Source organism: Pedococcus sp. P1_H8, assembly GCF_056405175.1.
On record NZ_JBFUCP010000008.1, the window covers coordinates 211,170 to 237,970 of the forward strand.

The 26,801-nt window shown below is 70.9% G+C and carries 25 protein-coding genes; 13 read left to right on the forward strand and 12 right to left on the reverse strand.

What is annotated here, in order from left to right; all coding sequences use genetic code 11:
• Nucleotides 1-109: 109 nt before the first annotated feature.
• Nucleotides 110-610 (forward strand): phosphate-starvation-inducible PsiE family protein, encoded by a 501-nt coding sequence (locus AC1DYG_RS13775; protein ID WP_477640439.1) that lies wholly within the window; start codon nt 110-112, stop codon nt 608-610.
• A gap of 60 nt (nt 611-670) precedes the next feature.
• Here AC1DYG_RS13775 and pdxH read toward each other — a convergent pair whose 3' ends face one another.
• On the reverse strand, nt 671-1,366 hold the full coding sequence (gene pdxH, locus AC1DYG_RS13780; protein WP_477640440.1) for a pyridoxamine 5'-phosphate oxidase: 696 nt from the start codon (nt 1,364-1,366) through the stop codon (nt 671-673).
• A 46-nt stretch (nt 1,367-1,412) separates the two neighbouring features.
• Here pdxH and AC1DYG_RS13785 point away from each other — a divergent pair, with 46 nt between their 5' ends.
• Both AC1DYG_RS13785 and AC1DYG_RS13790 read left to right on the forward strand, forming a co-directional pair.
• A complete protein-coding gene (locus AC1DYG_RS13785) occupies nt 1,413-1,814 on the forward strand; it encodes a hypothetical protein (RefSeq protein ID WP_477640441.1) in 402 nt (133 codons plus the stop codon).
• Nucleotides 1,811-2,722, forward strand: coding sequence for an oxygenase MpaB family protein (locus tag AC1DYG_RS13790; RefSeq protein ID WP_477640442.1), 912 nt, complete (start codon nt 1,811-1,813; stop codon nt 2,720-2,722). Before AC1DYG_RS13785 ends, AC1DYG_RS13790 begins: the two co-directional genes overlap by 4 nt.
• A gap of 23 nt (nt 2,723-2,745) precedes the next feature.
• Here AC1DYG_RS13790 and AC1DYG_RS13795 read toward each other — a convergent pair whose 3' ends face one another.
• The gene (locus AC1DYG_RS13795; RefSeq protein WP_477640443.1) at nt 2,746-4,020 is read right to left on the reverse strand and encodes an MFS transporter; all 1,275 of its coding nucleotides are present in this window, start codon (nt 4,018-4,020) and stop codon (nt 2,746-2,748) included.
• A 60-nt stretch (nt 4,021-4,080) separates the two neighbouring features.
• Between AC1DYG_RS13795 and AC1DYG_RS13800 the strand changes: the two genes are divergently transcribed.
• Nucleotides 4,081-4,971, forward strand: coding sequence for an NYN domain-containing protein (locus AC1DYG_RS13800; RefSeq protein WP_477640444.1), 891 nt, complete (start codon nt 4,081-4,083; stop codon nt 4,969-4,971).
• 35 nt (nt 4,972-5,006) lie between these two features.
• Here the strand turns inward: AC1DYG_RS13800 and AC1DYG_RS13805 are convergent, their stop codons facing one another.
• Together AC1DYG_RS13805 and AC1DYG_RS13810 are read right to left on the reverse strand one after the other, a co-directional pair.
• Nucleotides 5,007-5,882: an alpha/beta fold hydrolase gene (locus tag AC1DYG_RS13805; protein ID WP_477640445.1), complete on the reverse strand. Its 876-nt coding sequence runs from the start codon at nt 5,880-5,882 to the stop codon at nt 5,007-5,009.
• A 41-nt stretch (nt 5,883-5,923) separates the two neighbouring features.
• Nucleotides 5,924-6,523, reverse strand: coding sequence for a pentapeptide repeat-containing protein (locus AC1DYG_RS13810; protein WP_477640446.1), 600 nt, complete (start codon nt 6,521-6,523; stop codon nt 5,924-5,926).
• 90 nt (nt 6,524-6,613) lie between these two features.
• Here AC1DYG_RS13810 and AC1DYG_RS13815 point away from each other — a divergent pair, with 90 nt between their 5' ends.
• The 3 genes from AC1DYG_RS13815 to AC1DYG_RS13825 all read left to right on the forward strand — a co-directional run bounded on the left by AC1DYG_RS13815 (nt 6,614) and on the right by AC1DYG_RS13825 (nt 10,450).
• A complete protein-coding gene (locus AC1DYG_RS13815) occupies nt 6,614-7,711 on the forward strand; it encodes a citrate synthase 2 (RefSeq protein ID WP_477640447.1) in 1,098 nt (365 codons plus the stop codon).
• Between the two features lie 255 nt (nt 7,712-7,966).
• On the forward strand, nt 7,967-9,097 hold the full coding sequence (serC, locus tag AC1DYG_RS13820; RefSeq protein WP_477640448.1) for a phosphoserine transaminase: 1,131 nt from the start codon (nt 7,967-7,969) through the stop codon (nt 9,095-9,097).
• Between the two features lie 129 nt (nt 9,098-9,226).
• Complete coding sequence (locus tag AC1DYG_RS13825) at nt 9,227-10,450, forward strand: lytic transglycosylase domain-containing protein (protein WP_477640449.1); 1,224 nt, start codon at nt 9,227-9,229, stop codon at nt 10,448-10,450.
• 287 nt (nt 10,451-10,737) lie between these two features.
• On the opposite strand, the gene AC1DYG_RS13830 is transcribed toward AC1DYG_RS13825, so the two are convergent.
• The 3 genes from AC1DYG_RS13830 to AC1DYG_RS13840 all read right to left on the reverse strand — a co-directional run bounded on the left by AC1DYG_RS13830 (nt 10,738) and on the right by AC1DYG_RS13840 (nt 14,170).
• Nucleotides 10,738-12,036 (reverse strand): MFS transporter, encoded by a 1,299-nt coding sequence (locus AC1DYG_RS13830; RefSeq protein ID WP_477640450.1) that lies wholly within the window; start codon nt 12,034-12,036, stop codon nt 10,738-10,740.
• Nucleotides 12,033-12,500, reverse strand: coding sequence for a MarR family winged helix-turn-helix transcriptional regulator (locus AC1DYG_RS13835; protein WP_477640451.1), 468 nt, complete (start codon nt 12,498-12,500; stop codon nt 12,033-12,035). The genes AC1DYG_RS13830 and AC1DYG_RS13835 overlap by 4 nt, the downstream gene beginning before the upstream one ends.
• Before the next feature lie 152 nt (nt 12,501-12,652).
• Nucleotides 12,653-14,170 (reverse strand): NCS2 family permease, encoded by a 1,518-nt coding sequence (locus AC1DYG_RS13840; protein WP_477640452.1) that lies wholly within the window; start codon nt 14,168-14,170, stop codon nt 12,653-12,655.
• A 55-nt stretch (nt 14,171-14,225) separates the two neighbouring features.
• On the opposite strand from AC1DYG_RS13840, the gene AC1DYG_RS13845 reads away from it, so the two are divergent.
• Nucleotides 14,226-14,477 carry a DUF2530 domain-containing protein gene (locus AC1DYG_RS13845; protein ID WP_477640453.1) on the forward strand — a complete coding sequence of 84 codons (252 nt, stop codon included), beginning with the start codon at nt 14,226-14,228 and terminating at the stop codon, nt 14,475-14,477.
• A 201-nt stretch (nt 14,478-14,678) separates the two neighbouring features.
• Here the strand turns inward: AC1DYG_RS13845 and AC1DYG_RS13850 are convergent, their stop codons facing one another.
• Both AC1DYG_RS13850 and AC1DYG_RS13855 read right to left on the reverse strand, forming a co-directional pair.
• Entirely contained in the window at nt 14,679-16,436 is a 1,758-nt protein-coding gene (locus AC1DYG_RS13850; protein WP_477640454.1) for a DUF3027 domain-containing protein, read from the reverse strand.
• Nucleotides 16,436-16,831, reverse strand: a complete 396-nt coding sequence (locus tag AC1DYG_RS13855; protein ID WP_477615812.1) for a cold-shock protein — start codon at nt 16,829-16,831, stop codon at nt 16,436-16,438. Before AC1DYG_RS13855 ends, AC1DYG_RS13850 begins: the two co-directional genes overlap by 1 nt.
• Nucleotides 16,832-17,031: 200 nt before the next feature.
• On the opposite strand from AC1DYG_RS13855, the gene AC1DYG_RS13860 reads away from it, so the two are divergent.
• Nucleotides 17,032-18,462, forward strand: coding sequence for an MFS transporter (locus tag AC1DYG_RS13860; protein WP_477640455.1), 1,431 nt, complete (start codon nt 17,032-17,034; stop codon nt 18,460-18,462).
• On the opposite strand, the gene AC1DYG_RS13865 is transcribed toward AC1DYG_RS13860, so the two are convergent.
• Together AC1DYG_RS13865 and AC1DYG_RS13870 are read right to left on the reverse strand one after the other, a co-directional pair.
• Nucleotides 18,455-19,381, reverse strand: a complete 927-nt coding sequence (locus AC1DYG_RS13865) for an aldose 1-epimerase family protein (protein ID WP_477640456.1) — start codon at nt 19,379-19,381, stop codon at nt 18,455-18,457. The two genes, AC1DYG_RS13860 and AC1DYG_RS13865, sit on opposite strands and share 8 nt — an antisense overlap.
• Nucleotides 19,382-19,444: 63 nt before the next feature.
• Entirely contained in the window at nt 19,445-20,299 is an 855-nt protein-coding gene (locus AC1DYG_RS13870) for a hypothetical protein (RefSeq protein ID WP_477640457.1), read from the reverse strand.
• A gap of 205 nt (nt 20,300-20,504) precedes the next feature.
• On the opposite strand from AC1DYG_RS13870, the gene AC1DYG_RS13875 reads away from it, so the two are divergent.
• A complete protein-coding gene (locus AC1DYG_RS13875; protein WP_477640458.1) occupies nt 20,505-22,733 on the forward strand; it encodes a helicase-associated domain-containing protein in 2,229 nt (742 codons plus the stop codon).
• Between the two features lie 13 nt (nt 22,734-22,746).
• On the opposite strand, the gene AC1DYG_RS13880 is transcribed toward AC1DYG_RS13875, so the two are convergent.
• The gene (locus AC1DYG_RS13880; protein WP_477640496.1) at nt 22,747-23,679 is read right to left on the reverse strand and encodes a hydroxymethylglutaryl-CoA lyase; all 933 of its coding nucleotides are present in this window, start codon (nt 23,677-23,679) and stop codon (nt 22,747-22,749) included.
• 100 nt (nt 23,680-23,779) lie between these two features.
• Here AC1DYG_RS13880 and AC1DYG_RS13885 point away from each other — a divergent pair, with 100 nt between their 5' ends.
• The 3 genes from AC1DYG_RS13885 to AC1DYG_RS13895 all read left to right on the forward strand — a co-directional run bounded on the left by AC1DYG_RS13885 (nt 23,780) and on the right by AC1DYG_RS13895 (nt 26,798).
• Complete coding sequence (locus AC1DYG_RS13885) at nt 23,780-24,370, forward strand: hypothetical protein (protein ID WP_477640459.1); 591 nt, start codon at nt 23,780-23,782, stop codon at nt 24,368-24,370.
• 3 nt (nt 24,371-24,373) lie between these two features.
• On the forward strand, nt 24,374-26,020 hold the full coding sequence (locus tag AC1DYG_RS13890) for a DNA repair helicase XPB (RefSeq protein ID WP_477640460.1): 1,647 nt from the start codon (nt 24,374-24,376) through the stop codon (nt 26,018-26,020).
• A gap of 70 nt (nt 26,021-26,090) precedes the next feature.
• Nucleotides 26,091-26,798 carry a response regulator transcription factor gene (locus AC1DYG_RS13895; protein WP_477640461.1) on the forward strand — a complete coding sequence of 236 codons (708 nt, stop codon included), beginning with the start codon at nt 26,091-26,093 and terminating at the stop codon, nt 26,796-26,798.
• Nucleotides 26,799-26,801 lie beyond the last annotated feature (3 nt).

Genomic DNA, 26,801 nt, shown 5'->3' on the forward strand with positions numbered 1-26,801 from the left:
TCAGTTCACAAGTGTGACGGCGACCCGCGATCCGGCAATGGGCATCCCGGCATACGGACCAGTAGCCCAGCGGGTGACGGATCACCGCAGGTCGGACAGGATGTCCGTCATGACGGACTGGATCGAAGGGACCATCGAGCGAGTCGAGAACGTCATCTACCTCGCGGTGGCGGTGATCCTGTTCGCCGTGGCGTCGGTCGTGATCGGCAAGACCGTCCTCACCTTCGGCAACCTCGGCAGCGGCGGGGTGGTGGACGTGGCTGCGGACATCCTCGACCTGCTGCTGCTCGTCTTCATCGTCGTCGAGCTGCTCTTCGCGGTGCGTACCACCCTCTCCCGGCGCGAGCTGGTGGCCGAGCCCTTCCTCCTCGTCGGGATCATCGCCTCGATCAAGGAGATCGTCGTGCTGTCGGTCAAGGCGCCCGACCTCTTGGGCAAGCCGGCGTTCGCCGACACGCTGCGACTGATGGGGCTGCTGACCGGCACGATCATCCTGCTGGCGCTGGCGTCGTTCCTGTTGCGCCGCAAGGAGAGAGAGCCCAGTGAGGGCGCCAACTCCGGCCACGGCGACACCGACGTGCAGACCCAGGCCCACTCCGGGTCGATGTAAAAACGCCGGTGATCCCCGGCGTTTTCATCGACCCGGGGATGGGGGGCGACGGACGGGAGGTCAGGGCTGGCGGCGGGACAGCGTCCAGGCAGCGGCGTCGTCGAGCGAACCCTTCGCCACCCTGCTGAACACGAGGCGGTCGTGCAGCCGGTTGCGCCGGCCGCCCCAGAACTCGACCTCGTCGCACAGCACGCGGTACCCGCCCCAGAAGTCGGGCACGGGCACGTCGTCCGCGTTCCCGCGGTCGGGGAACTGCGCGGCATACCTGGCGTAGGCCTCCTCGAGGCCGGCGCGGCCCTCGATCGGCTGGGACTGTCGCGAGGCCCACGCGGAGATGCGCGAGGCCCAGGGGCGTGACCCGAAGTAGCCCGCCACCTCCTCGCGCGACACCTGTTCCGCCACCCCGCGGAACCGGATCGCCCGGAACATCGCGGGCCAGGTCAGCGAGGCAGCAATCCCACCGGTGGCGGCGATCTCGAGACCCTTGGCCGACTCGGTGCCGGTGACGAACCCCGGGCCGCGCTCGTCGAAGAACCGCATCAGCACGGTCCGCACGTTGGGTCGTCCCTCGGCGTCGACGGTGGCGACCGACAGGGCGTAGGGCTCGGGGACGTCGGCCTGCGCCTGCGAGCGCTCCACGGCCTCGTCGACCCAGCGCTTGGCCTGCTGCCACGGCGTGGGCGCGATCTCGGCCTCGGAGATCCCGTCACCGCTGTAGTCGAGGCGCAGAGGGTCAGTGCGGTGCAGGTCTTCCATGGGTCGAGATTAGGGTGAAGGTCGGACCAGTAGTCAGGGAGGCAGCATGCCCAGCAAAGGCAAGGCCGTCGGCAACCTCGTGAAGTGGGGCGTGAAGTACGGCCCTCACGTTGTCGTGCTGGCCCAGCAGGCCAAGGAGCCGGCCATGAAGGCTGCCCAGACGGCGCTGGACCGGCAGCGGGCCCGGCGCCGGGCGATCGAGCACGCGGCGACGGTGCGCGAGGGCACGGTGCTCAAGACGTTCGACCCGCGAGCCGACCACAGCGAACCCGTGTGGGTGGTCTTCTCCGGCGACGACGCCATCGCCGCCCACCCCACCTCCACCACTCCCCTCGCCGAGCTCATCGCCAACAGCGACCTGTCCACCCGGGCCCGCCCGGCCGACCTCCCCACCCCGGCCGCGCGTCTCAAGCAGCTCCCCCGCCGCCGGACCGGTCGGTCGCGATGACCCTCCTGGCGCCGATGGCCGACGGGGCGCGGCGCCAGCTCGCCCACGCGCTGCGCTCCAAGGTCGCCGGCTCCGACGCCCAGGCCAAGGCCGAACGCATCTGGGGCGCCGAGGGACCCCGCTGGTTCACGCCCGACGACCCGATCTGGCGGGTGCACGCCGACGCCGCCATGTTCCCCGGCGGCATCCGGGCGCTCCTGCTCCAGTCCCTGCACCCGCTCGCGATGGCGGGCGTCGCGGGGCACTCGGGCTACAAGGGCGACCCTTGGGGACGGCTGCAGCGGACCAGCGAGTTCCTGGCCACCACGACCTTCGGCACCATTGACCACGCGCAGGAGCAGATCGCGCGCGTGCGGTCGATCCACGACCGGGTGCGCGGCAAGGCGGCCGACGGTCGCCCCTACTCCGCTGGCGACCCACACCTGCTGGCCTGGGTGCACGCGACCGAGGCCGACAGCTTCCTCACGGCCTACCAGCGCTATGCGGTGGTGCCGCTAGCTGACGCAGAGGCCGACCTGTACGTCCAGCAGGGCGGCATCGTCGCCAGCGCCCTCGGCGTGGTCGACCCACCGACCACCGTGGCCGAGCTGAAGGCATGCATCGAGGGCTACCGTCCCGAGCTCGAGTCCACTGCGGCCGCCCGCGAGGCGGCGCGCTTCCTGCTCGTCCACCCGCCACTGCCGCTGGCCGCCCGACCCGGGTATGCCGCGTTGGCAGCGGGCGCCGTGGCCATGCTCCCGCGATGGGCCAGGCAGCCGTTGCGGCTCCCGTGGCTGCCCGTCACCGAGCGCCTGGTCGGGCGGCCCCTCGGCGGCGTCGCCACGTCGGCGGTGCGGTGGGCGATGGCCGACGCCACCGACGAACGCCGCCGCGCCGCCCTGCGACGCGGGCAACCCGACGCGGTCTAGCTGCCCTCGACTCAGAGGTCTGCTCAGGGCACGGGGTGGCGCGCGTCGTAGCGCACGAAGCCCGGCTGTAGACGGGCCAGCACGACGATCGCGACGACACACGCGAGCCCACCGACGACCGCGGTCATCGCCTCGCCGATCCCACTCGCCAGGAAGCCGCCCGCCATCTCGCCGAGCCTCGGCCCGCCGGCCACGACGACGATGAAGACGCCCTGCAGCCGGCCGCGCAGGTGGTCCGGTGTGGCCGCCTGCAGGATCGTCGTCCGGAACACCGCACTCACCGAGTCCGACGCGCCCGCCACCGCCATCGCGACCAGCCCGAGCCACAGCGCCGCACCCTTGGAAAGCAGGCCACCGGCCGCCAGCATCGCGGCACCGAAGCCGGCGATGGCAAAGCCCCAGCCGACGATGGAGACCAGGATCGCCAGGCCCTGGCGGCGCACGTGTCCGAGCCGCCCGGAGAAGAACATCGCGAGAATCCCACCCACCGCGGCCGCCGCCGACAGGGCCCCCACCGTCTTGGCGCCGCCACCGAAGATGATGGCGCCGGCAGCCGGGAACAGCACCCGTGGCTGGGCCAGCAGCATCGCGCAGATGTCGGCGACAAACGTCATTCGCACATTGGGCCGCGTTGCCAGGAAAGCGAATCCGTCGAGAACCGACCGCAGCCCCGGCCGGCTCGGCGCCGCCCCCTCCTCGGGTTCGGGCGGCAGCGGCTGCAGCCTGGCCAGCCCCCAGAGCGCGGCCGTGGTGATGACCGCGTCGGTCGTGTAAGCCGCCTTGAAGCCGCCCCAGTCGACGAGGAACCCGGCCATCAGCGGTCCCACGGTCATCGAGGCGTTCATCGCGAACACCGACAGCGCGTTCGCCGCCGGCAACAGGTCGCGGGGCAGGATCCGCGGGTAGATCGACGTGCGAGCCGGCGACGAGACCGCGAAGGCTCCGTTCCACAACGCCACCAACGCATAGAGCACCCACACGTGGGTGTTGCCGAGCCACGCCTGCAGGGCACACAGGATGCTCGCCACGAACGCGACGGTTTGGGCGACGAGTCCGACCGTGCGCCGGTCGAAGTGGTCGACGAGCGTCCCGCCGTACAGCCCCATCACGACCAGCGGCACAAGCGCGCAGAACCCCACGATTCCCACGGCCGCGGTCGACCGGGTGATCTCGTAGACCTGCAGCCCGATCGCCACGACAGCCAGCTGCGAGCCCACGTTGGAGAGGGTGAACCCGACATACAGCCGCCGGTAGGCCGCGTGGCCCCGCAACGGGGTCAGGTCCAGGAGCAGCGGCACGAGGCGACTGTATGCCGCGTGGCCACGGTCGCGGCGCCGGGTGCCGTAGCGTCGGGCCCCATGGACCCCCGCGCCCGGATCGCCCTGCTCATCGACGCCGACAACTCCTCGGCGACGAAGATCGACCTGATCCTCAACGAGCTCAGCGCCTACGGCGAGACCAGCATTCGCCGCGCCTACGGCAACTGGACCAAGGCTGGGCTCAGGCCGTGGGCCGACGTGCTGCACCCGCGGGCGATCCGGCCGATGCAGCAGTACGACTACAGCCGAGGCAAGAACGCCAGTGACATGGCGATGGTCGTGGACGCGATGTCACTGCTCTACAACGACCACCCCGATGCATTCGGGATCGTGTCGTCGGACGCGGACTTCACCCCGCTCGTGATGCACCTGCGCGAGAAGGGCGCGGCGGTCTACGGGTTCGGCGAGCGCAAGACGCCCGAGCCGTTCCGCTCGGCGTGCACCAAGTTCCTCTTCCTCGACCAGCTCGCCGACCCTGACGAGGCGCGGCTCGACGAGCCTGCGCCCCAGGCCGAGACCGTGCCACAGGGGGAGAGTGCGCCCCAGGCCACCTCCGAGCCACCGGCCGCGGCCTCCACGGCTGCACCGGGCAAGGCCCCCAAGGCCGCCAAGAAGGGCGCGACCAAGGCCGCTGTGAAGGCCGCTCCCAAGGCGGAGGCCAGCCCGGCCCGCCGGTCCACCGCCGATCTCCGCCAGGACGGCGGCCTCGTGCGGCTGCTGCGCAACGCCGTCTCCCGGGCCGCTGACGACGACGGCTGGGCCAGCGTCGGCGCGGTCGGCAACAGCATCTCCAACCAGTCGTCCTTCGACTCCCGCAACTACGGGTACGGCTCGCTGAGCAAGCTGCTCAAGGCCACCGAGCTCTTCGAGGTCCGCACCGTCGGCAACGCCATGACAGTCCGCGACAAGCGCCAGGACCGGAAGGCCTGAGCGGCTGCGCCCCGAGGTGCATGTCCCCCGAGACCCTACGACCCGAGGAGCTCTCGCAGGCTCTCGAGCAGCACCCTCCGCGACGGGCCGATCCACGCGAAGTGGCTGGGGGCGTTGGTCTCGACAAGTGTGCTGCCGGTGATGGTCGCCTCGAAGTCGAGGGCGTGTGCGAAGGCCGCTCCACCGTCCGTTCTCGACGCGGTGACCAACGTGGGCACGCTCACGGCCCGCTGGGTCCGCTCGCGCTCGGACAAAGCCGACCCACGGCCCTGGCGGACGTCGAGGACGAAGCCCCTCCCTGAACGCATCGACAGCAGAGTCGCCCGCGCCTGCTCCCTCTCGTCGGCCGACCACTCGTCGAACCACTCACCGGCGGGCAGCGTGGACAGCTCGCCCATCACGACTCGCAGTCCCCGGTCGGTCCGCACCATCGCCCTCGTTGCGGCCCACGTGGCCCGCTCGACGCGAGGGTTGAAGACCACCCTGGCCATCGCCCGGTCCCGAGCCGTGTCCGGAAAGACGAGCCTCGAGGGCGCGCAGCTGTGCAGGACGAGGCGTTCCGCAAGGTCGGTGGAGACGGCCGTGTGAAGGGCTTGCAAGCCTCCGAAGGAGACGCCGACGACCGCGTCGAACCGGGTGATCCTCAGCTCGGCTGCGATATCTGCCACCGCAGGGATGAACTGCGCCGCGGAGAGGTCATCGGTGCCGGTCGCGCCGTACCCCGGACGGCTGACGGTCACGACCCTGTATCCGAGCTCTTCGTAGACGTCCTGCCCCAGCGGGGTCGTCGCCGAGCAGTGTCCTCCGGGGAAGAGCAGGACGTGCCTCTCGGCATTGCCCCGCAGAGCCACCTCCACCGGCCCGAGCCCGGTCTGGATCAGCCGAGGGTCTGGTGCGGCATTCCTGGTCACACCGCGAGTGTGGCGGGCCGGGAGCGCGGACGACTAGGCCGTCAGTCGGCGACTGTGATGCCCAGCTCTGCGGCCAGGGCGGGTCCGAGGTCGATCAGCTGCAGCGCGGAGACGGTCGCGCCCCGCAGTCCGGCCACCCCACGCGGTCCGGCCACGTCTGCCCCGGTGAGGTCGACGTCCTTGAAGGTCCCCTTGGTGAAGTCCGGCGACACCAGGCGCGACCCCTCGAACGAGACCCCCGTGAGCGTGGCCTCGGCGAAGTCGACCTCCACGAGCTGGCAGTCGACGAAGGCCACGTCCCGGAGCCTGGCCCCCCTCAGGTTGAGGAACTCGATCTTGCAACCCTCGAACCGCACGCGGGACAGCTCGGCTCCGTACATCGCCACGGCACCGAGCCGCGCGCCCTGCACCAGGCTGTCGCTCCACGACGACTCGGCGAGGTCCACGCCTGCTCCGTGCACGGCATACAGGCTGGTCTCGGAGAACCGCGAACGCGGGGCGCGCAGCTCGCTGAGGTCGCACCGCTGGAAGGTGCATTCGAGGAATCGGGAGCCGCCCGCCGAGGACCCAGTCAGGTCCTCGGTGAACTCCTCGCCGTCGTAGTCGGTCTCGGCTCTCAGCACCGGGCCATAGTGGCGCATCAGCAGGACAGTGCAGAATGAACCAGCCAGTAGGTCACCGGACGCCCCCACAGGGACGCCCCACCTTCCCCCCAGGCCGAGAGGACACCGATGTCCGACAGCGACTTCAAGCCGGGCCTCGAGGGCGTCATCGCCTTCGAGTCAGAGATCGCCGAACCCGACAAGGAAGGCGGCTCGCTGCGCTACCGCGGCGTGGACCTCAAGGAACTCGTGGGGACGGTGAGCTTCGGGCAGGTGTGGGGCCTGCTGGTCGACAACGAGTTCGACCCGGGGCTCCCGCCGGCCGAGCCCTTCCCGCTGCCGGTGCACTCCGGCGACATCCGGGTCGACGTGCAGTCGGCGCTGGCCCAGCTCGCGCCGGTGTGGGGATTCAAGCCGTTGCTCGACATCGACGCCGAGCAGGCGCGCGAGGACCTGGCCCGCGCCTCCGTGATGGCGCTGTCGTTCATCGCGCAGTCGGCCCACGGGCAGGGGTCGCCGATGGTGCCCCAGTCCCGGGTGGACGAGGGCCGCACGATCGTCGACCGGTTCATGATCCGCTGGCGCGGAGAGCCCGACCCCAAGCACGTCGAGGCGATCGACGCCTACTTCATCTCCGCGGCCGAGCACGGCATGAACGCCTCGACCTTCACCGCGCGCGTCATCGCCTCGACCGGGGCCGACGTGGCCGCGTGCCTGTCCGGCGCGATCGGTGCGCTGTCGGGCCCCCTGCACGGCGGCGCCCCGTCGCGCGCGCAGCACATGATCGAGGGCGTGGAGAAGACCGGTGACGCCCGCGCCTACGTCAAGGGCGTCCTCGACCGCCACGAGCGGCTGATGGGCTTCGGCCACCGCGTCTACCGCGCCTACGACCCCCGCGCCGCCGTGCTCCGCGACACCTGCGAACGCCTCGGCGCCCCGCGGTTCAAGGTCGCCCTCGAACTCGAGCAGGCCGCGCTGGCCGAGCTGCGCGAGCGCCAGCCGGACCGCGTGCTGGAGACCAACGTCGACTACTGGGCCGCGGTGCTGCTCGACTTCGCCGAGGTCCCCGGCGCGATGATGACGCCGCTGTTCGCCGCGGCGCGCACGGCCGGCTGGTCGGCGCACATCCTCGAGCAGAAGAAGACCGGGCGCCTGATCCGGCCCAGCTCGCGCTACATCGGCGAGGCCCCTCGCGGCCTGGACGCCGTGTCCGGCTACCGCGCCTGACGGGGCGCCTGGCGTCCGCCGCAAGCTTGATGACGTGGTTGGAGAAACGAAATGGGCCTTCGCGAATGCGAAGGCCTATTTCGCATTCCGAGCCGGGGTATGCCGCCTGGCTCGGCCAGACTGACGGCTCGGCCAGACGTACGGCTCGGCCCGCCGTGCGGCCGGCTCAGCCACGCGCCATACCCCACCCCCGCTGTGCGTCCGGGTGGTGGACCTCACGTCCCACGCCTCGGGACAGGATGAGAGACTGACGGCGTGACCGACACTGCCGCCCCCGCGACGCCCACCATCCCCGCCGACCTGCTGCCCAAGGACGGCCGCTTCGGCTCGGGGCCCTCGAAGGTGCGCCCCGAGCAGGTCGAGTACCTCGCCGGCCTCGGCACCACCCTGCTCGGCACCTCGCACCGCCAGGCGCCGGTCAAGAACCTCGTGGGAGCGGTCCGGGAGGGCCTGTCCGACCTGTTCAGCCTGCCCGAGGGCTACGAGATCATCCTCGGCAACGGTGGGTCGACGGCGTTCTGGGACATCGCGGCGTTCGGCCTCGTCCGCGAGCGCGCGCAACACCTGGCGTTCGGTGAGTTCTCGGCCAAGTTCGCGAGCGTCACCGACAAGGCGCCTTTCCTCGGGGAGTCCACGATCATCAAGGCCGACCCCGGCTCCCTCGCCACGGCCCGCGCGGAGGCCGGTGTCGACGTCTACGCCTGGCCGCACAACGAGACCTCCACCGGTGTGATGGCTCCCGTCAAGCGCGTGGAGGGCGCCGACGAGGGTGCGCTCGTGCTCATCGACGCCACCTCCGGCGCCGGCGGTCTGCCCGTCGACGTGGCCGAGGCCGACGTCTACTACTTCGGCCCGCAGAAGTGCTTCGCGGCCGACGGTGGCCTCTGGCTGGCGGCGTTCTCCCCGGCCGCGCTTGACCGCGTGGACGAGATCGCCGCGTCCGGTCGCTGGGTGCCCGACTTCTTCAGCCTGCCGACCGCCGTGTCGAACAGCCGGCTCAACCAGACCTACAACACCCCCGCGCTGGGCACCCTGGCCCTGCTCCGCTCGCAGATCGACTGGATCAACGGCCAGGGCGGCCTCGACTGGGCCGTGAAGCGCACCGCCGACTCGAGCGGACGCCTCTACGCCTGGGCCGAGCGCACGGCATACACCTCGCCGTATGTCGCGGACCCGGCCGCCCGCTCCCAGGTGGTGTCCACGATCGACTTCGCGGACGAGGTGGACGCAGCCGCGATCGCAAAGACCCTGCGCGCCCACGGCGTGGTTGACGTCGAGCCCTACCGCAAGCTCGGTCGCAACCAGCTCCGGGTGGCGACGTTCCCCGCGGTCGACCCCGAGGATGTTTCGGCCCTGATTGCGTGCATTGAGCACGTTGTGGGCTGATTCAGCGCCTCGCAAGCCCCCCGCGGACAAACCCCCGCGCGTAACCTCGGCTCAAGACCCTCGTTGAACCCCACATAACCCCCGGGGTGGGACACCGCAAGGTGGACAACGATGTCGAGGAGCCGAACGATGACACGCACGATGCGACTGCCGTGGCGCAAGATCGCAGGAGGTGTGCCCGCGCTCGCCCTCATCGGCGCCGGAGTGGCCCTGGCAGCGACGGGTGGCCACCCCGCCACCGACATCGTCGCCGACAACACCCCGGTCGTCACCGTGCCCGGCGAACCGCTCACCGGTCTCGACGCTCCCCGGCTCCCTGAGCTGCCCGCACCACCGGAGGCCGAGCCCACCCCGCTCTACCAGTCGGCTGGCCTGCCTGCCTCGATGAGCGCCAACGGCATCCCCGCGGCTGCTCTGGACGCCTATCGGCGAGCCGCCACGATCGTGGACGCGGCCGACGCCGAGTGCCGGATCGACTGGGCCCTGATCGCCGCGATCGGCAAGGTCGAGTCCAACCACGGGCGCTACGGCGGCAACGGCCTCGACCGCGACGGCACCGTCCGCCCCGGCATCTACGGCATACCCCTGAACGGCCAGAACAACACGGCCACGATCCACGACACCGACGGCGGCTCGTACGACCGCGACATCACCTGGGACCGCGCCGTCGGCCCCATGCAGTTCATCCCCGGCACCTGGCGCGTCGTCGGCGTCGACGCCAACGGTGACGGTCGCAAGGACCCGCAGAACATGGCCGACGCCGCCACGGCGACCGCGGTCTACCTCTGCTCGGGTCCTGGCGACCTGAGCACCGACTCCGGTGCCCGCTCCGCCGTGCTTCGCTACAACCACAGCGATGCCTACGCCGACCAGGTGCTGGCGATCGCCGCCGGCTACCGCGGTGGCTACACGGTCCTCCCGGGCTCGGACCTGTCCGAGTCCCAGCGCAGCGGCTCGCCCTACCTCCCGGCCGGTGAACCCCAGACGATGGCGACCTACGACCCGGCCAAGGCCTCACAGCCCGCTGGCACGTCGGGCGGCTCGTCGGCTGCTGCCAAGCCCGGTTCGGGTGGTTCAGGTGGCTCGGACGGCGGCTCAGCCTCCCCGGTTCCGCAGCCCTCGCCCAGCGCTGGTGGTGGCGTCGTGGGCGCCGCGACCGGTGTCGTCGGCGGAGTGGTCGGTGGCGTCACCGGCAGCACCCCCGCCCCCAGCCCGACGCCGACCCCCAGCCCCAGCAGCTCGACCCCCGCTCCCCTGCCGCTGGAGGTGCTGCCCGTCAACGGCAAGTGCCCCACCGGCTACGACCCGGTGGTCAACCTCCTGGGCGTCACGGTCCTCTGCAAGCTGCACTGACCCAGGCCGCCCCTCCCGACTTGTTGCCGGGAGGTGGTCACCGGACCCCGCCAGGGGCCACCCAGTGACGAGCTGCGAGCAACAAGTCCGGGGGTCATCGAGACTTGTTGCCCGATGCGCGTCACTAGCCCCCGAAATCAGCCCTCGCGTGACGACCTGCGAGCAACAAGTCGGGGGTCATACCCAAGCTGCCGGTCAGCGGAGGTTGCCGACGAGGCTGGCGACGACTGCCACGGCGACCACGATGACGAGGACGGCAATGGTCACCCGCCGACGAAACAGCGGCGTCACCGGACCGCCTCGGGGACGGGTTCGGAGACCTCGGGCTGAGGGAGCGTGCGGATCCTGATGCGCGGTCGCCGCTGGGACTCATAGGTCACCTGGACATTCTCGCGCCTGGCCATCCGGATGGACACCGCGACCAGCATGAGCCCGACGGCGATGGTGCCGATGCCGATCGTCCAGCGGGGGCCTGCGACGTCACCGATCCAGCCGATGAGCGGGGCGCCGAGCGGCGTGCCGCCCATGAAGATCGCCATGTAGAGCGCCATCACCCGCCCGCGCATGGCCGGGTCGACGCTGAGCTGGACCATCGCGTTGGCCGTCGTCAGGGCCGTCAGCGCGGTGAGCCCCACGGGGACGAGGGCGAGGGCGAACAGCAGGTAGGTCGGAGCGATCGCCGCCAGGCCACTCGCGATCGTGAAGCCCACGAGCGCGACGAGCAGGATCCGCAGTCGCGGTCTGGCCCGGCGGGCGGACAGCAGCGCGGCCGTGAGCGAGCCGATCGCCATGATCGAGCCGAGCAGGCCGTACTCCTGCGGGCCCTTGCCGAACTCCTTGGTGGCCATCAGCGCCGTGGTGATCTGGAAGTTCATCCCGAACGTGCCGAGGACGAACACCAGGGCCATGACGAGCTGGAGGTCGGGTCGGCTGCGCACGTAGGCGAGCCCCTCCCGGATGGCGCCGCTGCCCCGGGCGAGGGCCGGCGCGGGTCGCAGCTCGCTGACGCGCATCGCTGCCAGGGCGATCAGCACGGCCACGAAGGTCAGGGTGTTGAGCAGCAGGGTCCAGCCCGTGCCGAACGCCGCGATGGTCAGGCCCGCGACGCCGGGGCCGACGAGCCGGCCGGCGTTGAACGAGGCGCTGTTGAGCGACACCGCGTTGGCAAGCCGCTCACGCGGCACCATCTCGGACACGAAGGTCTGGCGAGCAGGGTTGTCGACGGCGGTGGCGATCCCGGTGAACAGCGCGATGCCGTAGACCATCCAGAGCTCGGCATTCCCTGTTACGACGAGCAGGCCGAGGGCCAGCGACGACAGCGCGAGCGAGGTCTGGGTGATCGCCAGGATCCGCCGCTTCGGATAGCGGTCCGCGATCATGCCGGCCCAGGGTGCGAGCAACAGGAACGGCAGGAATTGCAGCCCGGTGACGATGCCGAGCGCCGTCGACGAGTGGTCGGTCAGCTCGGTCAGGACCAGCCAGTCCTGCGCGACCCGGCCCATCCAGGTGCCGATGTTGGAGATGAACGCACCGGTGGCATAGATGCGGTAGTTGCGGACGCCGAGCGAGGAGAACGTCGGGCTCACTCGCTGGCCACCCGGGTGAGGATGGCCGAGGCCTCCCGCAGCACGTCCTGCTCCGCGGGCGTGAGGTGGCCGATGCGCACTGACATCCAGGCGTCGCGCTTGCGGCGGATGTCCTTCAGCAGCGACGTGGCCTCGCTCGTGAGCGAGAGGATCACCTGGCGTCGGTCGGCCGGGTCGTCGGTGCGCGCGACGAGCCCGCGCTCGACGAGGGCCGCGACCGTGCGAGTCATGCTGGGCCCGCTCACCTTTTCGATCTCCGCGAGCTCACTCGGCGTGCGCGGCGCCTCCTGGAGGCGGCAGAGCACCGAGAACTGGTGCGGCGCAACGACATCCGTGCTCTCGAACCGCACTCGGCGGGAGATGCGCATGCAGGCAAGACGGAGTTCGCCGGCGAGGGCATAGATCGCGGAAGGTGAGAGCCCGGACTCGGCAGCTCGGCGTGAGCGTGCGGCGGGTGGGGTCATCTGTGCCTCCTTGGTTGATACTTAGCATAACTCATTACCTGTGCTAAGTATTTCGCTCACCCCGACCGAGTGCTCCCAAGGCCCAGACGCAGGTATGCCGCGTGGCCCCCCTCACGGGGCCMCGCGGCATACCTGCTGTGGTCGAGGAGGCGTCAGCCGACCCCGAGGATCTCCTTGATCGGGGTGATCGCGAAGTAGATGACGAACAGAGCGGACACGGTCCACAGCAGCGGGTGGATCGCACTTGCCCGGCCGCGCACCACCTTGATGAGGGTGTAGACGACGAAGCCGGCGCCGATGCCGACGGTGATCGAGTAGGTGAACGGCATCAGGACGATGGTGAGGAACGCCGGGATCGCGATGTCGAGGTCGTCCCAGTCGATGCCCTTGACCTGCTGCATCATCAGGAAGCCCACGACGACCAGGGCCGGAGTCGCGGCTTCGTAGGGAACGACCTTGACCAGGGGCGCCAGGAAGGTCGCGAGCAGGAACATCACACCGGTGACGACCGACGCCAGACCGGTGCGGGCGCCTTCGCCCACTCCTGCGGCCGACTCGATGTAGGACGTGTTGGACGAGACCGAGCCCGCACCACCGGCGATCGCGGCGACCGAGTCGACGAGCAGGATCTTGTCGGAGTTCGGCGGGTTGCCGTCCTTGTCGAGCAGGCCGCCCTCGGCACCGACAGCGACCATCGTGCCCATGGTGTCGAAGAAGTCGGCGAGCAGGAGCGTGAAGACGAGCAGCAGCGCGGCGACGAAGCCGAGCTTGTCGAACGACCCGAGGAGGTTGAAGTTGCCGAGCAGCGAGAAGTCCGGGACGTCGACGATCTTGTCCGGCAGCGTGGGGACGTTGAGCCCCCAGCCGGCCGGGTTGACGAACTTGCCGGTGTTGTCGAACTGACCACCGATGCCGGCGATCGCCTCGACGATGATCGCCAGGACCGTGCCACCGAGGATGCCGTAGAGGATGGCGGCCTTCACCTTGCGGACCATCATGACGATGATCGCGAGCACACCGATGACGAAGACGAGCAGCGGCCAGCCGTTGAGGTTTCCGGAGATGCCGAGCTCGACCGGGACCGGCCCGACCCCCGTGCGGCGGACGAAACCGGCGTCGACGAGGCCGATGATCGTGATGAAGAGGCCGATGCCGACCGAGATGGCGGTCTTGAGCTGGGCGGGGATCGCGCGGAACACAGCCTGTCGGAAGCCGGTCAGCACGAGCACGAGGATGATGACGCCCTCCATGACGACCAGGCCCATCGCGTCGGCCCAGGTCATCTCGGGCAGCTTGGCGATGCCGAACGTCACGAACGCGTTGAGCCCGAGGCCGGTGGCGAGCGCGAGCGGGTAGTTCGCGACGACCCCCATGAGCAGGGTCATCACGCCGGCGATCAGGGCGGTGCCGGCCGCAACCAGGGTCTGCGCCTTGACGATGTCGCCGCCGCCGAGGAACTGACCAGAGCCGTCCTGCTGGGTGCCGATGATGAGCGGGTTGAGGACGACGATGTAAGCCATCGTGAAGAACGTGACCAGCCCACCGCGGACCTCGCGGCTGAGGGTGGAGCCACGCTCGGTGATCCGGAAGAAGCCGTCGAGGCCTCCGGACGAAGGGGACTTCGGGGACGGGCGCTGCGGTGCCGCAGACTTCGTTGAGGGCTTGGCCATGGGCGCCAGAGTAGGGCCTGAGTGTTGCGTCGTCGTGAAAGATAGGCTGCCCGACATGAGCGAGTCGCAACCCACCTCCGACGGTCCCGGTGAGGAGCTGAGGCCGCTGGCCGTCAGCACTGCCCGGGTCGTCGTCTGGGGGCAGCTCGGCTGGTTCGTCGCGCTGGCCGTCATCCTCGCGGTGCCTGCCCTGCACGAGGGCGAGCGCGACTGGTGGCCGTGGGTCCCCGTGGTCGGCATCGTGCTCGGCCTGATCGGCTTCTCGTACGTGCGCCGCGGTCGCGGCAACGCCGCCGGCGCCCAGTAGCTCGGCCGAGCCCCCCGAGACCTCGAGACCTCGAGACCCACCTGAGCCACCCGGCATACCCGCCGCCCGGAGACCCGCCGCCCGGAGACCCGCCGCCCGGCGACCCCCCGCCCGGCGACCCCCCGCAAAACGGCCGTTGCGTCGCAACACGGGAGTTGCAAGCCCCGTTTCGCGACGCAACGGCCGTTTTTGCCAGGCTGGTCAGACGGGGCGGCGTAGCAAGGCGGCCCGGATCTTGGCATGGATGCGTTCCGGATGAGCGAGTTCGTCCCACGTGATCCGCACAACCTCGTAGCCGAGCTCGCGCAGCCTGTCCTCGCGCCGCTTCTCTGCGACGACGACGGCCGGACCGTCCTCCCCCTGGTACTTCACCGCTCCATCGAACTCGACCACCACGCGACCAGCGACCAGGAAGTCGACCCTGCCGACGAACTCGCCGCCGGCATCGACGATGTCCACCTGTGACTCGACGGGCAGCCCCAACGCGGACAGCACCAGTCGCGTGCGGCTCTCACCGGGCGACTCCGACCGGCCGTCCATCGCGGCCATGGCCTGGCGCAGCCGTTTGCGACCTCTCAGACCGGCCGCGAGTCTGTCCGCAGCCTCGTCCAGGTGCGCGGGCGTGCAGCAGCCCGTGCGGATCGCGGCATCCCCGGCCACGACTCCGCCCTCCACCGAGACGGACGCGACGGTCACGATGGCATCTGGCACGGTCAGGGTTCGCAGCCCGCCGACCTCTGTCTCGTCCACCATCGACCGCAACGGCGTCAAGCGGACGCCGTTCGTTGTCGTGGACTCTTCGACGTCCGCCATGAGCATGACCAACCCCCTGTTGACGTGCCACAACGGCAGCCGATGCAGGGCCAGGGCGGAGTGGTGGCTGGCGGACTCGCCTCCCGCGCGGGAACGCATCGTTGCCATGACGGTCAAGCGGTACCTCTCGGTCGGGTCCGCCGCTGCCCACGCTTCAGCGTCGACGTAGGCGCCCCGGCGAACTCGCACGACCTCGGCCGCCCTGACCCACGACGCCAGCTCTTGCGACGACACGTCGAGGCGATTCAACTGGCAGGTACCGACCGCGCCGCCCTGGGCACTCATGAGTGCCGCGGCCCTGGAGTCCATCGCCCAAGGATCGATTGCCGACCCGCTACGGGCGAGAGGCATCCGGGACCCTGTGGATCTCCCCCCGTGCGTTGTGTTGCCTGTGGATGCCGGACACCGGATCCCCCGCAAAACGGCCGTTGCGTCGCAACACGGGAGTTGCAAGCCCCGTTTCGCGACGCAACGGTCGACCTCGGAGTGGGCGCCGCAGCCGTGGTCAAGACTTACGACGCGACCGTCGGAAGGTGACCAGGCGTTGGCGCACACGCCGAAAAAAGAGCGAAGTGCACCCGCCATCGGGAGGAAGTACCCGCAGGACGAGCAAGGGGCCGAGGCCTTCTCGGCGACGTCAGCGTGCGGGCCGTTCTCGCCCTCGTACCACCGCTGGGCAGCGGCCTCGCGCCCCTCGGCGGACAGGACCCGCTTGCGCCCCAGACCCAGCTCGTAGGCCGCGAGCTCGTCGACCTCCTCGTCGCCGGTCGCCTCGAACCCGGGTTCGAGCAGCGGGTCGTCCTCCTTGTAGGGGAGCACGTCGCCGGCGCTGAGGTCCCCCGGAGCCAGGCGGTCGGCATACGGAAGCCACTCGGGCGACAACAACGCACCCTCGCCGGGCACGAGGTTGGTCTCGCACACGGTCGCGACCTTGCCGCGCGGCACGCGGGCGACGGTGATCGCCCAGCGCCAGCCCGGGTAGGCCGAGGCGTCGCACGCGAAGAAGTGCGTGGCCAGGCGCTCGTCGTCCATCTGCATGCCGAGGTGGTCGCCGACGGTGCCCCGCTCGGCGATCGACTCGGCGGCCTCGCGCGCGACGGCGACGGCCTCGGCTCCGGCCAGGACCGCGTCGTCCTTGCCTGCCATCACGGCTCGATCTGGTCGGCGAGGAAGCGCAGGACCGCGGCGAGCTTGGTGGCGTGGTCCTTCTCGGGACGCCGACCGCGGCGCAGCGCGTTCGAGGAGTTGTCGAGCAGCTTGATGGCGTCCTCGACGAGCGGGGCGAGGTCCTCGGGGGACTTGCGCGACGCCTCGCGCTTGCCCGCGGTCACCGTCGGCGCGGCTTCGAGCAGGGTCACGGCGAGCGCCTGCGTGCCGCGACGCCCCTCGGCCACGCTGAACTCCACCCGCGCGCCGCCCTTGAGCGTGGCGACGCCCTCGGGGAGAGCGTTCGCGTGCAGGAACACGTCGCTGCCGTCGTCGTCGGAGATAAAGCCGAAGCCCTTCTCCGCGTCGTACCACTTGACCTTGCCAGTAGGCACTTGTCTTCCTCTTGCCTCGAAAGTTTGGGGGTGCGTCAATGCGCACTTCCAAGGCTATCGGGTGGGTCCAAATCCTTTCTGTTCCCGTCGCCATCCGTCGCGCCACGCTCGGGTATGCCGCGTGCCCACCCGTTGCTGCCCGATCGCCGCCGGCGGAAAACCGGTATCGAGCTGTCAGTGGCGTGCGGGATGATTCCCGGGTGAGTGAGTCGTCGACGTCGAGCCAGCCCGGGCTGCGTGAGTTCTGGGCGCAGCTGCCGGTCGAGGGCCGGTGGCTGCTCTCGACGGTGGCGGTGCAGACCCTCGGTCGCGGCCTGACCCTGCCGTTCACCGTGATCTACCTCCACGAGGTGCGCGGCATCTCGCTCGACCTCGCTGGTCTGCTGATGGCATTCATCGCGGTCGTCGCGCTGGCGGTGACCGGCCCGGGCGGCGCGCTGACCGATCGGCTCGGCGCGCGCCGGATGCTGCTGTGGGGCACCGGCGCCCAGCTGGTCGGCTGCGTCATCCTCGCGTTCGCGACGACGCCCGTCGTGGTGGCGCTGGCCTTCGCCTTCCTCGGCTTCAACTTCGGGGTGTCCTGGCCGGCCTTCAACGCGCTGGTCGCGGCGATCACGACCGGGGCTACGCGCCAGCAGTACTTCGGGATCAACTTCGCACTGGTCAACCTCGGCATCGGGCTGGGCGGCGTGATCGGCGGCCTCTACGCCGACGTGGCCCACCCGTCGACGTTCACCGTGATCTTCCTGGCCGACGCCGCATCGATGCTGGTGCCGATCGGGCTGCTCCTCGGGCCGTTGCGGCACGTCCACGGCCGCGCCGAGAAGCCGGAGGGCGAGAGCGAGGCGGCGGGCTCCTACCTCACGATCCTGCGCAACCCGGCGGTCGTGTGGGTCACCCTGCTGACCTTTCTCGGGGTGTTCATCGGGTACGGCCAGATGGAGGCCGGCTTCCCGGCGTTCGCCCGGCAGGTCAGCCAGGTGTCGACGAGCGTCATCGGGTTCGCCTTCGCCGTCAACACGGCCGTCATCGTCGGGCTGCAGTTCTACGTCCTCCGCCGCATCACCGGGCGCAGACGCACGCGGGTCCTGATCGGCATGTCCGCCCTGTGGGCCCTGGCGTGGCTGGTCCTGGGGCTGACCGGGTTGGCCCCGGGCGGCGTCGCAGCAGCCGTGGGCGTCCTTGCCTTCCACGCGACATTCGCCCTCGGTGAGACGCTGCTCCAGCCGACCATTCCCGCCATCACCAACGACATGGCTCCCGACCACCTCCGCGGCCGCTACAACGCCGTCAACGCGGGCGCGTTCCAGGCCGGGACGATCCTGGGCCCGGTCGTCGCCGGCTTCATGCTGAACCACCACTGGTCGGCGGCCTTCATCGCGATGATCATCGTGGGCTGCGCGCTGATGGTGGTGCTCGCCTTCGCGGTCGAGCGCCGGATCACCCCGCTCGTCAACGGCCTCGAGGACGATTCGGCGGCGACAACATCGCCATCAGCAGCGGGACCAACAGCGGGAGCGGCGGCAGGACCAGAAGCACCTGCGCGACCGCCAGCGACGACGCCTCCGAGGCAGACCGTGCCCACTTCTGATCCGGCCACGGCCGGGCCGGGTGCGGGCGCCGTCAGCTGAGCACGGCCGGTTCGATGCCCCACTGGGCCGACCAGGACTGACCCGGCTCGAGGACGACCAGCCCCTCGCCGGAGTTGAAGGCGTTCGCCGGGCAGGACATCGGTTCGACGGCGATGCCGCGGACCCCGTCGACCCCGGTGTCCCGGCCCTTGGCGGTGAAGACCTGCACCCAGTTCAGCGCCTCGTCACCCCACACGGTCACCTCGCCCGTCGCGAGCCCGCCGATCACGACCTCCCAGGCCCCGGAGGTCGCGGACCGCGACAGGTCGGTGAACGCGGTGTCCAGCTCGGTCGCGCCCAGCGCGCGAGCGGTCCGGAAGTCCACCTCGGGACGCACGGGTGCGGTCCCCGTCGGAATCAGGCGGTCGTCGACCAGCACCTCGCGAGACGCGGGAACGGCGAGCTCGACCTCGGCCAACGGAGTGTCACCGAGGGCGATATAGGGGTGCGCCCCGAAGCCGAACGGCGCGCGATCCCCGCCGACGTTGGTCGCGTGGACGCTGACGGTCAGGCCCCCCTCATCGAGGACGTAGTTGACACTCAGGTCGAGGATGCCGTCCCAGCCGGGCTGGGGATGCAGTCGGGTCCGCACGGTCAGTGCCGACCAGTCGTCGTTGTGCCAGTGCAGCTGCCAGGTGGCCCATCGCACCAGCCCGTGGTTGGCGTTGCGCAACACGGCCTCGGTCAGGCCGAGCTGACGCTCCTGCCCGCCCACGGAGTACTTCCCGTCCCGGATCCGGTTCGGCCAGGGCATCAACACCTGACCGCGGCCGGCGCGGCATACCTCGTCGTCGGCGTAGCCCGCCACGACGTCGGTGCCGTCCACGCGGTAGGTGCGCAGGCCGCCGCCCACCTCGACGACGGTGGCCTCCTGACGGCCGCGCCGTAGGGTCCATTGCTCACCGCTGGGAAAGGTCACGGCGCCCACGCTAGCGGCGGCACTTCCCCAGGGCTCGTCCGAGTCTCAGTCCGAGAGGGCGGATCAGCCCTTGCGGGTGCCGGTCACGAGGACCGCCTTGGCTCCGGCCTTCTCGGCGACGACGAGGACCGAGTCGCCGGCCTGGAGGTTGGCGGCCCGGCCACGGGTGTCGGCGCCGATCGCGTAGGTGGCGGTGAAGTCGTCCGCGCTCTTGACCGTGATCGAGGTGGCGTTGGCCTTGGTCACCTCACCGCGCTGGAGCGTCATCACGGTGGCCTTGCCGTTGTCCTCGACGGTGAACTCGCCGTGCTGGACGTTGCCGAGCCCCATCGCCTCACGCATGAGCGGACCCAGTCCGTTGCCCATGCCGTTGCCCTGACCGTTGCCCTGGCCGTTGCGCTGACCGCGTGGGGCCTCGGGCGCCTTGGGTAGCCGGTCGAGCTTCTTCTGCTGTCCGGGCGGGAGCACGTCCCCGTCGCCGACCCGCTCGATCCGGTTGCCGCGGTCGTCGTGCCCGATGGCGCGCACCGCCACGAGCCCGGCCACGCCCACCAGGGCGAGCAGCATGAGGGCGATCAGGCAGCCAGCCACGATCACGGCGATGGTGCCGCCGGTCGTAGAGGTCGCCTGGCGCCACATTCCGGGGCGCTTCGGCGGAGGGCCACCGGGCGCCGCATACCCACCAGGGGTTCCGGGACCACCAGGGGTTCCCGGACCTTCGGGGCCACCCGGGCCGCCGGGACCCGCGCCTGCTGCTGCGGAGACCGCGGGCAGCGGCTGGGTGGCCGCGGGTGGTGCGCTTGCCGCGCTCGGCGCGCTCGCCGTTTCCGGCACCGATCCCTGCGCAGCAGGATCCGCGGCTGGCTTGGCGGCCCCCTTGGGAGTGCGGGGCTTCGTGGGTTCGGTGGGCTCCGACATGGCGCGTCCTCTCGTTGACACAAGTGTGCAGGTCAAGCCTGTGTGTGGCATGGGAAATGGCTGAGAGTCCGGAGCACCTGCCCATGGCGACTACCGTGGTGCGGTGGCCGCCATTTCCTCACCCCGCCTGCCGACCCCGCCGTCGGCCGCTGGATCGGCCGCCGGATCGCCCGCCACGGCGACGCCTTGGTCAACCGCACGGTCGATGGCCGACGACGTGCGTGAACGGACCGACGAGCAGCTCGCCACCCTCCTGCGACATCGACAGGACCTGGCCCGCCCCGCGCCCGCCGACCTGTCGTCCCTCGCCGCCCGGGCCAGCACTCGCGCAAGCGTCCAGCGCGCCGTCGACTCGCTCGACCTGGCCCACCTCCAGGTGCTCGAAGCCGCCGTCGCGGCCACCTCGCCGCTTGATGTCGCAGCGGTGGGCGCCCTCCTCGGGGTGACGACCGAAGAGGTCGAACCGGTGCTCGACGAGCTCTGGACGCTCGCCCTGCTCTGGAGGAGTCCCGAGGGGTTGCGGGTGACCCGCACGGTCGGCGAGGTCCTCCCCCACCCCGCGGGCCTGGGGCCTCGGGCCGCCGACAGCTTCGTCGACGTGCCACTGCCGGAGCAGGTCCCGACACTGCTCGCCGATGCCCCACCAGCGGCCCGCGCCATCCTCGACCGACTGACCTGGGGTCCCCCGCTGGCCGTCCTCCCCCCGGGCACGCCCGAACGGCTGGCCGAGGGCGCGCGGTGGCTGCTTGAGCACCACCTCGTCTTCTCCCCGTCGTCCGACCAGCTGGTGCTGCCCCGCGAGGTGGCGTTGGCCCTGCGCGACGGCCGCAGCCATGCCGCCCCGGCGCTTCGGCCCCCCGCCCTCGAGGGCCAGCCCCGCGCGGCGGCGGAGGTCGACGCCGCGGCCGGCCAGCAGGTCACCGACCTGCTCGCCCTCGTCGACGAGCTCGCCGCCGCATGGGGTCTGCGGCCGCCCCGGGTGCTTCGCTCCGGTGGCCTCGCGGTGCGAGACCTCAAGCGGCTCGCCTCGGTGCTCGACGTGGACGAGGCGCGGGCGGCCTTCGTCGCCGAGCTCACGTATGCCGCGGGCCTCCTCGCGGACGACGGTTCCCTCGACCCGTCGTGGGCTCCCACGCCCGCCTATGACGAGTGGCAGCAGCACCCGGGCGACCAGCGCTGGGCGGTGCTCGCCCGAGCCTGGCTGCTCACCACCCGAGCCCCACACCTCGTGGGCACGACGCCCGCCGGCGCGTCCGGCACGGTCAACGCCCTGGGGCCGGATGCCCACTGGCCACCGGCCCGCGGACTGCGCAGGGACGTCCTCGAGCAGCTGGCCGCGGCGCCGACCGGGTTGGCCCCCGAGCGGGGCAGCGTGGGCATCGCCGTGAGCTGGCAGCGGCCCCGGCGCGTCCCTGCCGGCCTCGACACCGTCGTCGCCGCTGTGCTCGGCGAGGCCGAGTGGCTGGGCGTCACCGGTCGCGGTGCCATCTCGACCGCCGGTCGGGCCCTGCTGGCCGGTCGACGGGACTCCGAGCTGGCCGCCGCGATGCAACCGCACCTGCCCGAGCCCATCGAGCACGTGCTGCTCCAAGCCGACCTGACTGCCATCGCGCCCGGGCCGCTGGCCGGAGGTCTGGCCACCTTCATGCGACTGGTGGCCGATGTCGAGTCACGCGGTGGCGCGACGGTGTACCGGTTCAACCAGGACTCGGTGCGGCGGTGCCTGGACGCCGGGTGGTCCGTCGACCAGGTGCTCGGAGCCCTGACCGACGCCAGCCACACACCGGTCCCGCAGCCCCTCGACTACCTGATCCGCGATGTCGCCCGCAGGCACGGGCAGGCGCGGGTCGGTGCGATGCGGGCCTATATCCGCTGCGACGACGAAGCCACCCTGGGCGCCATGACCGCCGACAGGGAGCTGTCACCGCTCCAGCTGCGAAGCATCGCCCCGACCATCCTCGTGTCACCCGTGGCCGCCGAGACGGTGCTGGACTTCCTGCGCGAGAACGGTTTCGCGCCCGCCGCCGAGACCCCCGACGGCGGGATCATCGTGCCCACCGCTGGGCAGCACCGCACGCCGCTCCAGAGACGGCCGGCCCCCGTCACGGCCCAGGCCGTCGACGACGAGCTCGTGGCCACGATGGTCGGTGCGTTGCGCGCCGGCGAGGAGGCCGCGGCATACCAGCGCGAGCAGGTGGCGAGCAGGCCGGGACCCAGCCTGCCGAGCACCGACCCGACCACGACCCTCGCGGTCCTGCGCGATGCGGCAGCAGACCGGCAGGCTGTCTGGCTGGGCTACTCCGACGCGGACGGGCGGACCCAGCGGATCCTCTTCTACCCCGACCGGGTGGAGGGTGGCCGGGTGCACGGCACGGCCGACGGGGCCGCGCGGACGCTGTCGATCCACCGGGTGACAGGCGCCGTGCAGGGCTGACGCGAGGCTGGCGTCAGCTGCCCGCCAGCGCCTTCACGACGTTCGACGGTGACGGGCGGCCCAGGTGGCCGGCCATCCACACGCTCGTCTCGACGAGGGCGGCGAGGTCGACTCCGGTCTCGACGCCCGCCCCGTCCAGGGCCCACACGAGGTCCTCGGTGGCGAGGTTCCCGGTGGCGCTCTTGGCGTAGGGGCAACCGCCGAGGCCGCCCGTCGACGCGTCGACGACGGTGACGCCGTGCCGCAGGGCCGTCATCGTGTTGGCGAGCGCCTGACCGTAGGTGTCGTGGAAGTGCACGCCGATCCGGTCGGCGCCGATGCCGCGGGCATCGAGGGCGTCGAGCAGGCGACTCACGTGCCCGGTGGTGCCGGTGCCGATGGTGTCGCCGAGCGAGAGCTGGTCGGCCCCGAGGTCCATCAGCCGTTGCGACACATCGACCACCTGCTCAACCGGGACCGGCCCCTCCCATGGGTCGCCGAAGCACATCGAGACGTAGGCCCGCACCCACAGTCCGGCGTCCTTGGCGCGCGCCACGACGGGAGCGAACATCTCGACGGACTCGGCAACGGTGCGGTTGAGGTTCTTGCGGGCAAACGTCTCAGTGGCGCTCCCGAAGATCGCGACCGCTCCAACGCCTGCCTCGAGCGCGTTGTCGAGCCCGCGCTCGTTGGGCACGAGCACCGGTCGGTGGGCGCCGCGGCCGAGGTCCCCGAGGTCGGCCAGCACCTCACGGGCATCGGCGAGCTGGGGCACCCACGTCGGCGGGACGAAGGAGGTCGTCTCGATCGTCTCGAGCCCGGCGGCCGCCAGTCGGCGGATGAACTCTGCCTTCACGGCAGCCGGGACGATCGACTTCTCGTTCTGCAGACCGTCGCGTGGGCCGACCTCGTAGATAGTGACCCGGCTCGGTAGCTCCGGGTTCGGTTCGCGTTGGGGCAGTCCGATGGTCACGGTCTGATCCTGCCATTCCCGGACTGGGGAACGGTCCCCCGCGGCAAGGGTTAGATTTGCATCCGAACGCAGGCGACGCCCGAAGGGACGCACGATGAGCGACACACCACGCAACGACGAGACCCCCGAGTTCCGCGACCCCACGGCGCCGATCGAGACCAACCAGACCCAGGAAGTGCCGCCGATCCCGTCGGCGCCCGCCTCCCCGGCGAGCCCGCCTGCGCAGCCCGCACCGCCCGGACCGCCGCCCAACCCGTACGCCAGCGCTCCCGGAGCGGGACAGCCGAACCCCTACGGGGGTCAGCAGTACCCCACCCAGGGTCAGGTCCAAGGGGGCTACGCAGGTCCTCCGCCCCCCGGCGCTCCGCCCTACGGCGCACCGGTGTACGGCGCTCCGGGCTACGGCGCTCCCACCTATGCCACACCGCGGTCGCTCAGTGGCAACACCATCGCCCTCCTCGTGGTCTCGGGCCTGACCACGCTCGGCTGCGGCTTCGGCATCGTCGCGCTGGTCTTCGGCATCATCGCGGCGACCAAGAAGGACGACCCGACCGCGTCGGCCAAGTTCACCAAGTGGGGCTGGATCGCCTTCGGCGTGGGGCTGGCGCTGTCCGTGATCGCCGTCGGCCTGGTCATCGCGTTCGCCGTGACGAGTGGCACCACGACCTACGACTCGTCGTACTAGGTCATGCCTGATGGCCCCCTGATCGTCCAGAGCGACAAGACGCTGCTGCTGGAGGTCGACCACCCCCGCGCCGAGGAGGCGCGCCGGGCGATCGCCCCGTTTGCCGAGCTCGAGCGCGCCCCCGAGCACATCCACACCTACCGGGTGACCCCGCTGGGCCTGTGGAACGCGCGCGCAGCAGGTCACGACGCCGAGCAGGTGGTCAACGCCCTCATCACCTTCAGCCGGTATGCCGTGCCGCACGCGTTGCTCGTCGACGTCGCCGACACGATGGATCGCTACGGCAGGCTGACGCTGGAGAAGGATCCCGAGCACGGCCTGGTGCTGCGCACCACCGACCGGCCGGTGCTCGAGGAAGTGTTGCGGCACAAGAAGATCAAGCCGCTGATCGGTGAGCGCCTCGACGCCGACCGCGTCGTCGTGCACCCCTCGGAACGCGGCCACCTCAAGCAGGAGCTGCTCAAGGTCGGCTGGCCGGCCGAGGACGAGGCCGGCTACGTCGACGGGGAGGCCCACCCGATCGCCCTCGACAACGCCGACTGGGCCCTGCGGCCCTACCAGCAGCAGGCGGTCGACGGGTTCTGGCACGGCGGGTCGGGGGTCGTCGTCCTGCCCTGTGGCGCCGGCAAGACCCTCGTCGGCGCGGGCGCCATGGCCGTGGCCAAGGCGACCACCCTGATCCTCGTGACCAACACGGTGTCGGCCAGGCAGTGGCGCGACGAGCTGCTCAAGCGCACCTCGCTCACCGACGAGGAGATCGGCGAGTACTCCGGTGCCCGCAAGGAGATCCGACCGGTGACCATCGCGACCTACCAGGTGCTCACCACCCGCCGGAAGGGCGTCTACACCCACCTCGACCTGCTGGACGCCCGCGACTGGGGCCTGATCATCTACGACGAGGTGCATCTGCTCCCGGCCCCGATCTTCCGGATGACCGCAGACCTCCAGGCCCGTCGCCGGCTCGGGCTCACCGCGACCCTGGTGCGTGAGGACGGCCGCGAGGCGGACGTGTTCTCCCTCATCGGCCCCAAGCGCTACGACGCTCCGTGGAAGGACATCGAGGCGCAGGGCTACATCGCGCCCGCCGACTGCGTGGAGGTGCGCGTCACCCTCCCCGATGCCGATCGCCTCGCGTATGCCGTGGCGGAGCCGGAGGACCGCTATCGGCTGTCCTCGTGCAGCCCGGTCAAGAACCCCGTCGTCGAGCGCATCGTGGCCCAGCACCGCGGCGAGCCCACCCTGGTCATCGGCCAGTACCTCGACCAGCTGGCCGAGCTGTCCGAGCGGCTCGACGCCGACGTCATCACCGGTGAGACACCGGTCGCCCAGCGCCAGAAGCTCTTCCAGGCCTTCCGCGTCGGCGAGATCAGCCTGCTCGTGGTGTCGAAGGTCGCGAACTTCTCGATCGACCTCCCGGAAGCCAGCGTGGCCATCCAGGTGTCCGGCACCTTCGGCTCCCGCCAGGAGGAGGCCCAACGGCTCGGCCGGGTGCTGCGCCCCAAGGGGGACGGACGGACCGCACACTTCTACACGGTCGTCTCCCGTGACACCGTGGATGCCGAGTTCGCCGCGCACCGCCAGCGCTTCCTCGCCGAGCAGGGCTACTCCTACCGCATCGTCGACGCCGACGACGTCGACGCCACCGCCTGACCCGTCACTCACTCCCGACTCGCCCAGACGGCATACAGGAAACTCCCAGACTCCGCACGGACACTGAGGCGTGACCACTGCGCACCCCGAGGCCCGTCTCCTCGTCGTCGAGGACGAGCCCAACATCCGCGAGCTGCTCGCCACCTCACTGCGCTTCGCGGGTTTCGAGGTGCACGTGGCTGCCGACGGCGCCACGGCCCTCCACCTCGCGACCGTCCACGAACCCGACCTGGTCGTCCTCGACGTGATGCTCCCGGACATGGACGGCTTCACGGTGACCCGCAAGCTGCGGGACACCGGTCGCCAGCTGCCCATCGTGTTCGTCACCGCGCGCGACTCGGTCGACGACAAGATCAAGGGGCTCACCGTCGGCGGCGACGACTACGTCACCAAGCCGTTCAGCCTCGAGGAGGTCGTCGCCCGGATCCGCGCGGTGCTGCGGCGCACCAGGGGCGAGGTGGACGAAGGGGCCTCGATGCGCTTCGAGGACCTCGAGCTCGACGAGGACTCCCACGAGGTGAGCCGGGGAGGCCGCTCGATCGACGTGTCCCCCACCGAGTTCAAGCTCCTGCGCTACCTCATGCTCAACCCCAACCGGGTCCTGTCGAAGTCCCAGATCCTCGACCACGTCTGGGACTACGACTTCCGCGGCGAGAGCGGCATCGTCGAGTCCTACATCTCCTACCTGCGCCGCAAGATCGACCTCGAGGGTGTGCCGCCGCTGATCCACACCAAGCGCGGCGTCGGCTACGTGCTGCGCAAGCCGCCGGAGGCCTAGTGG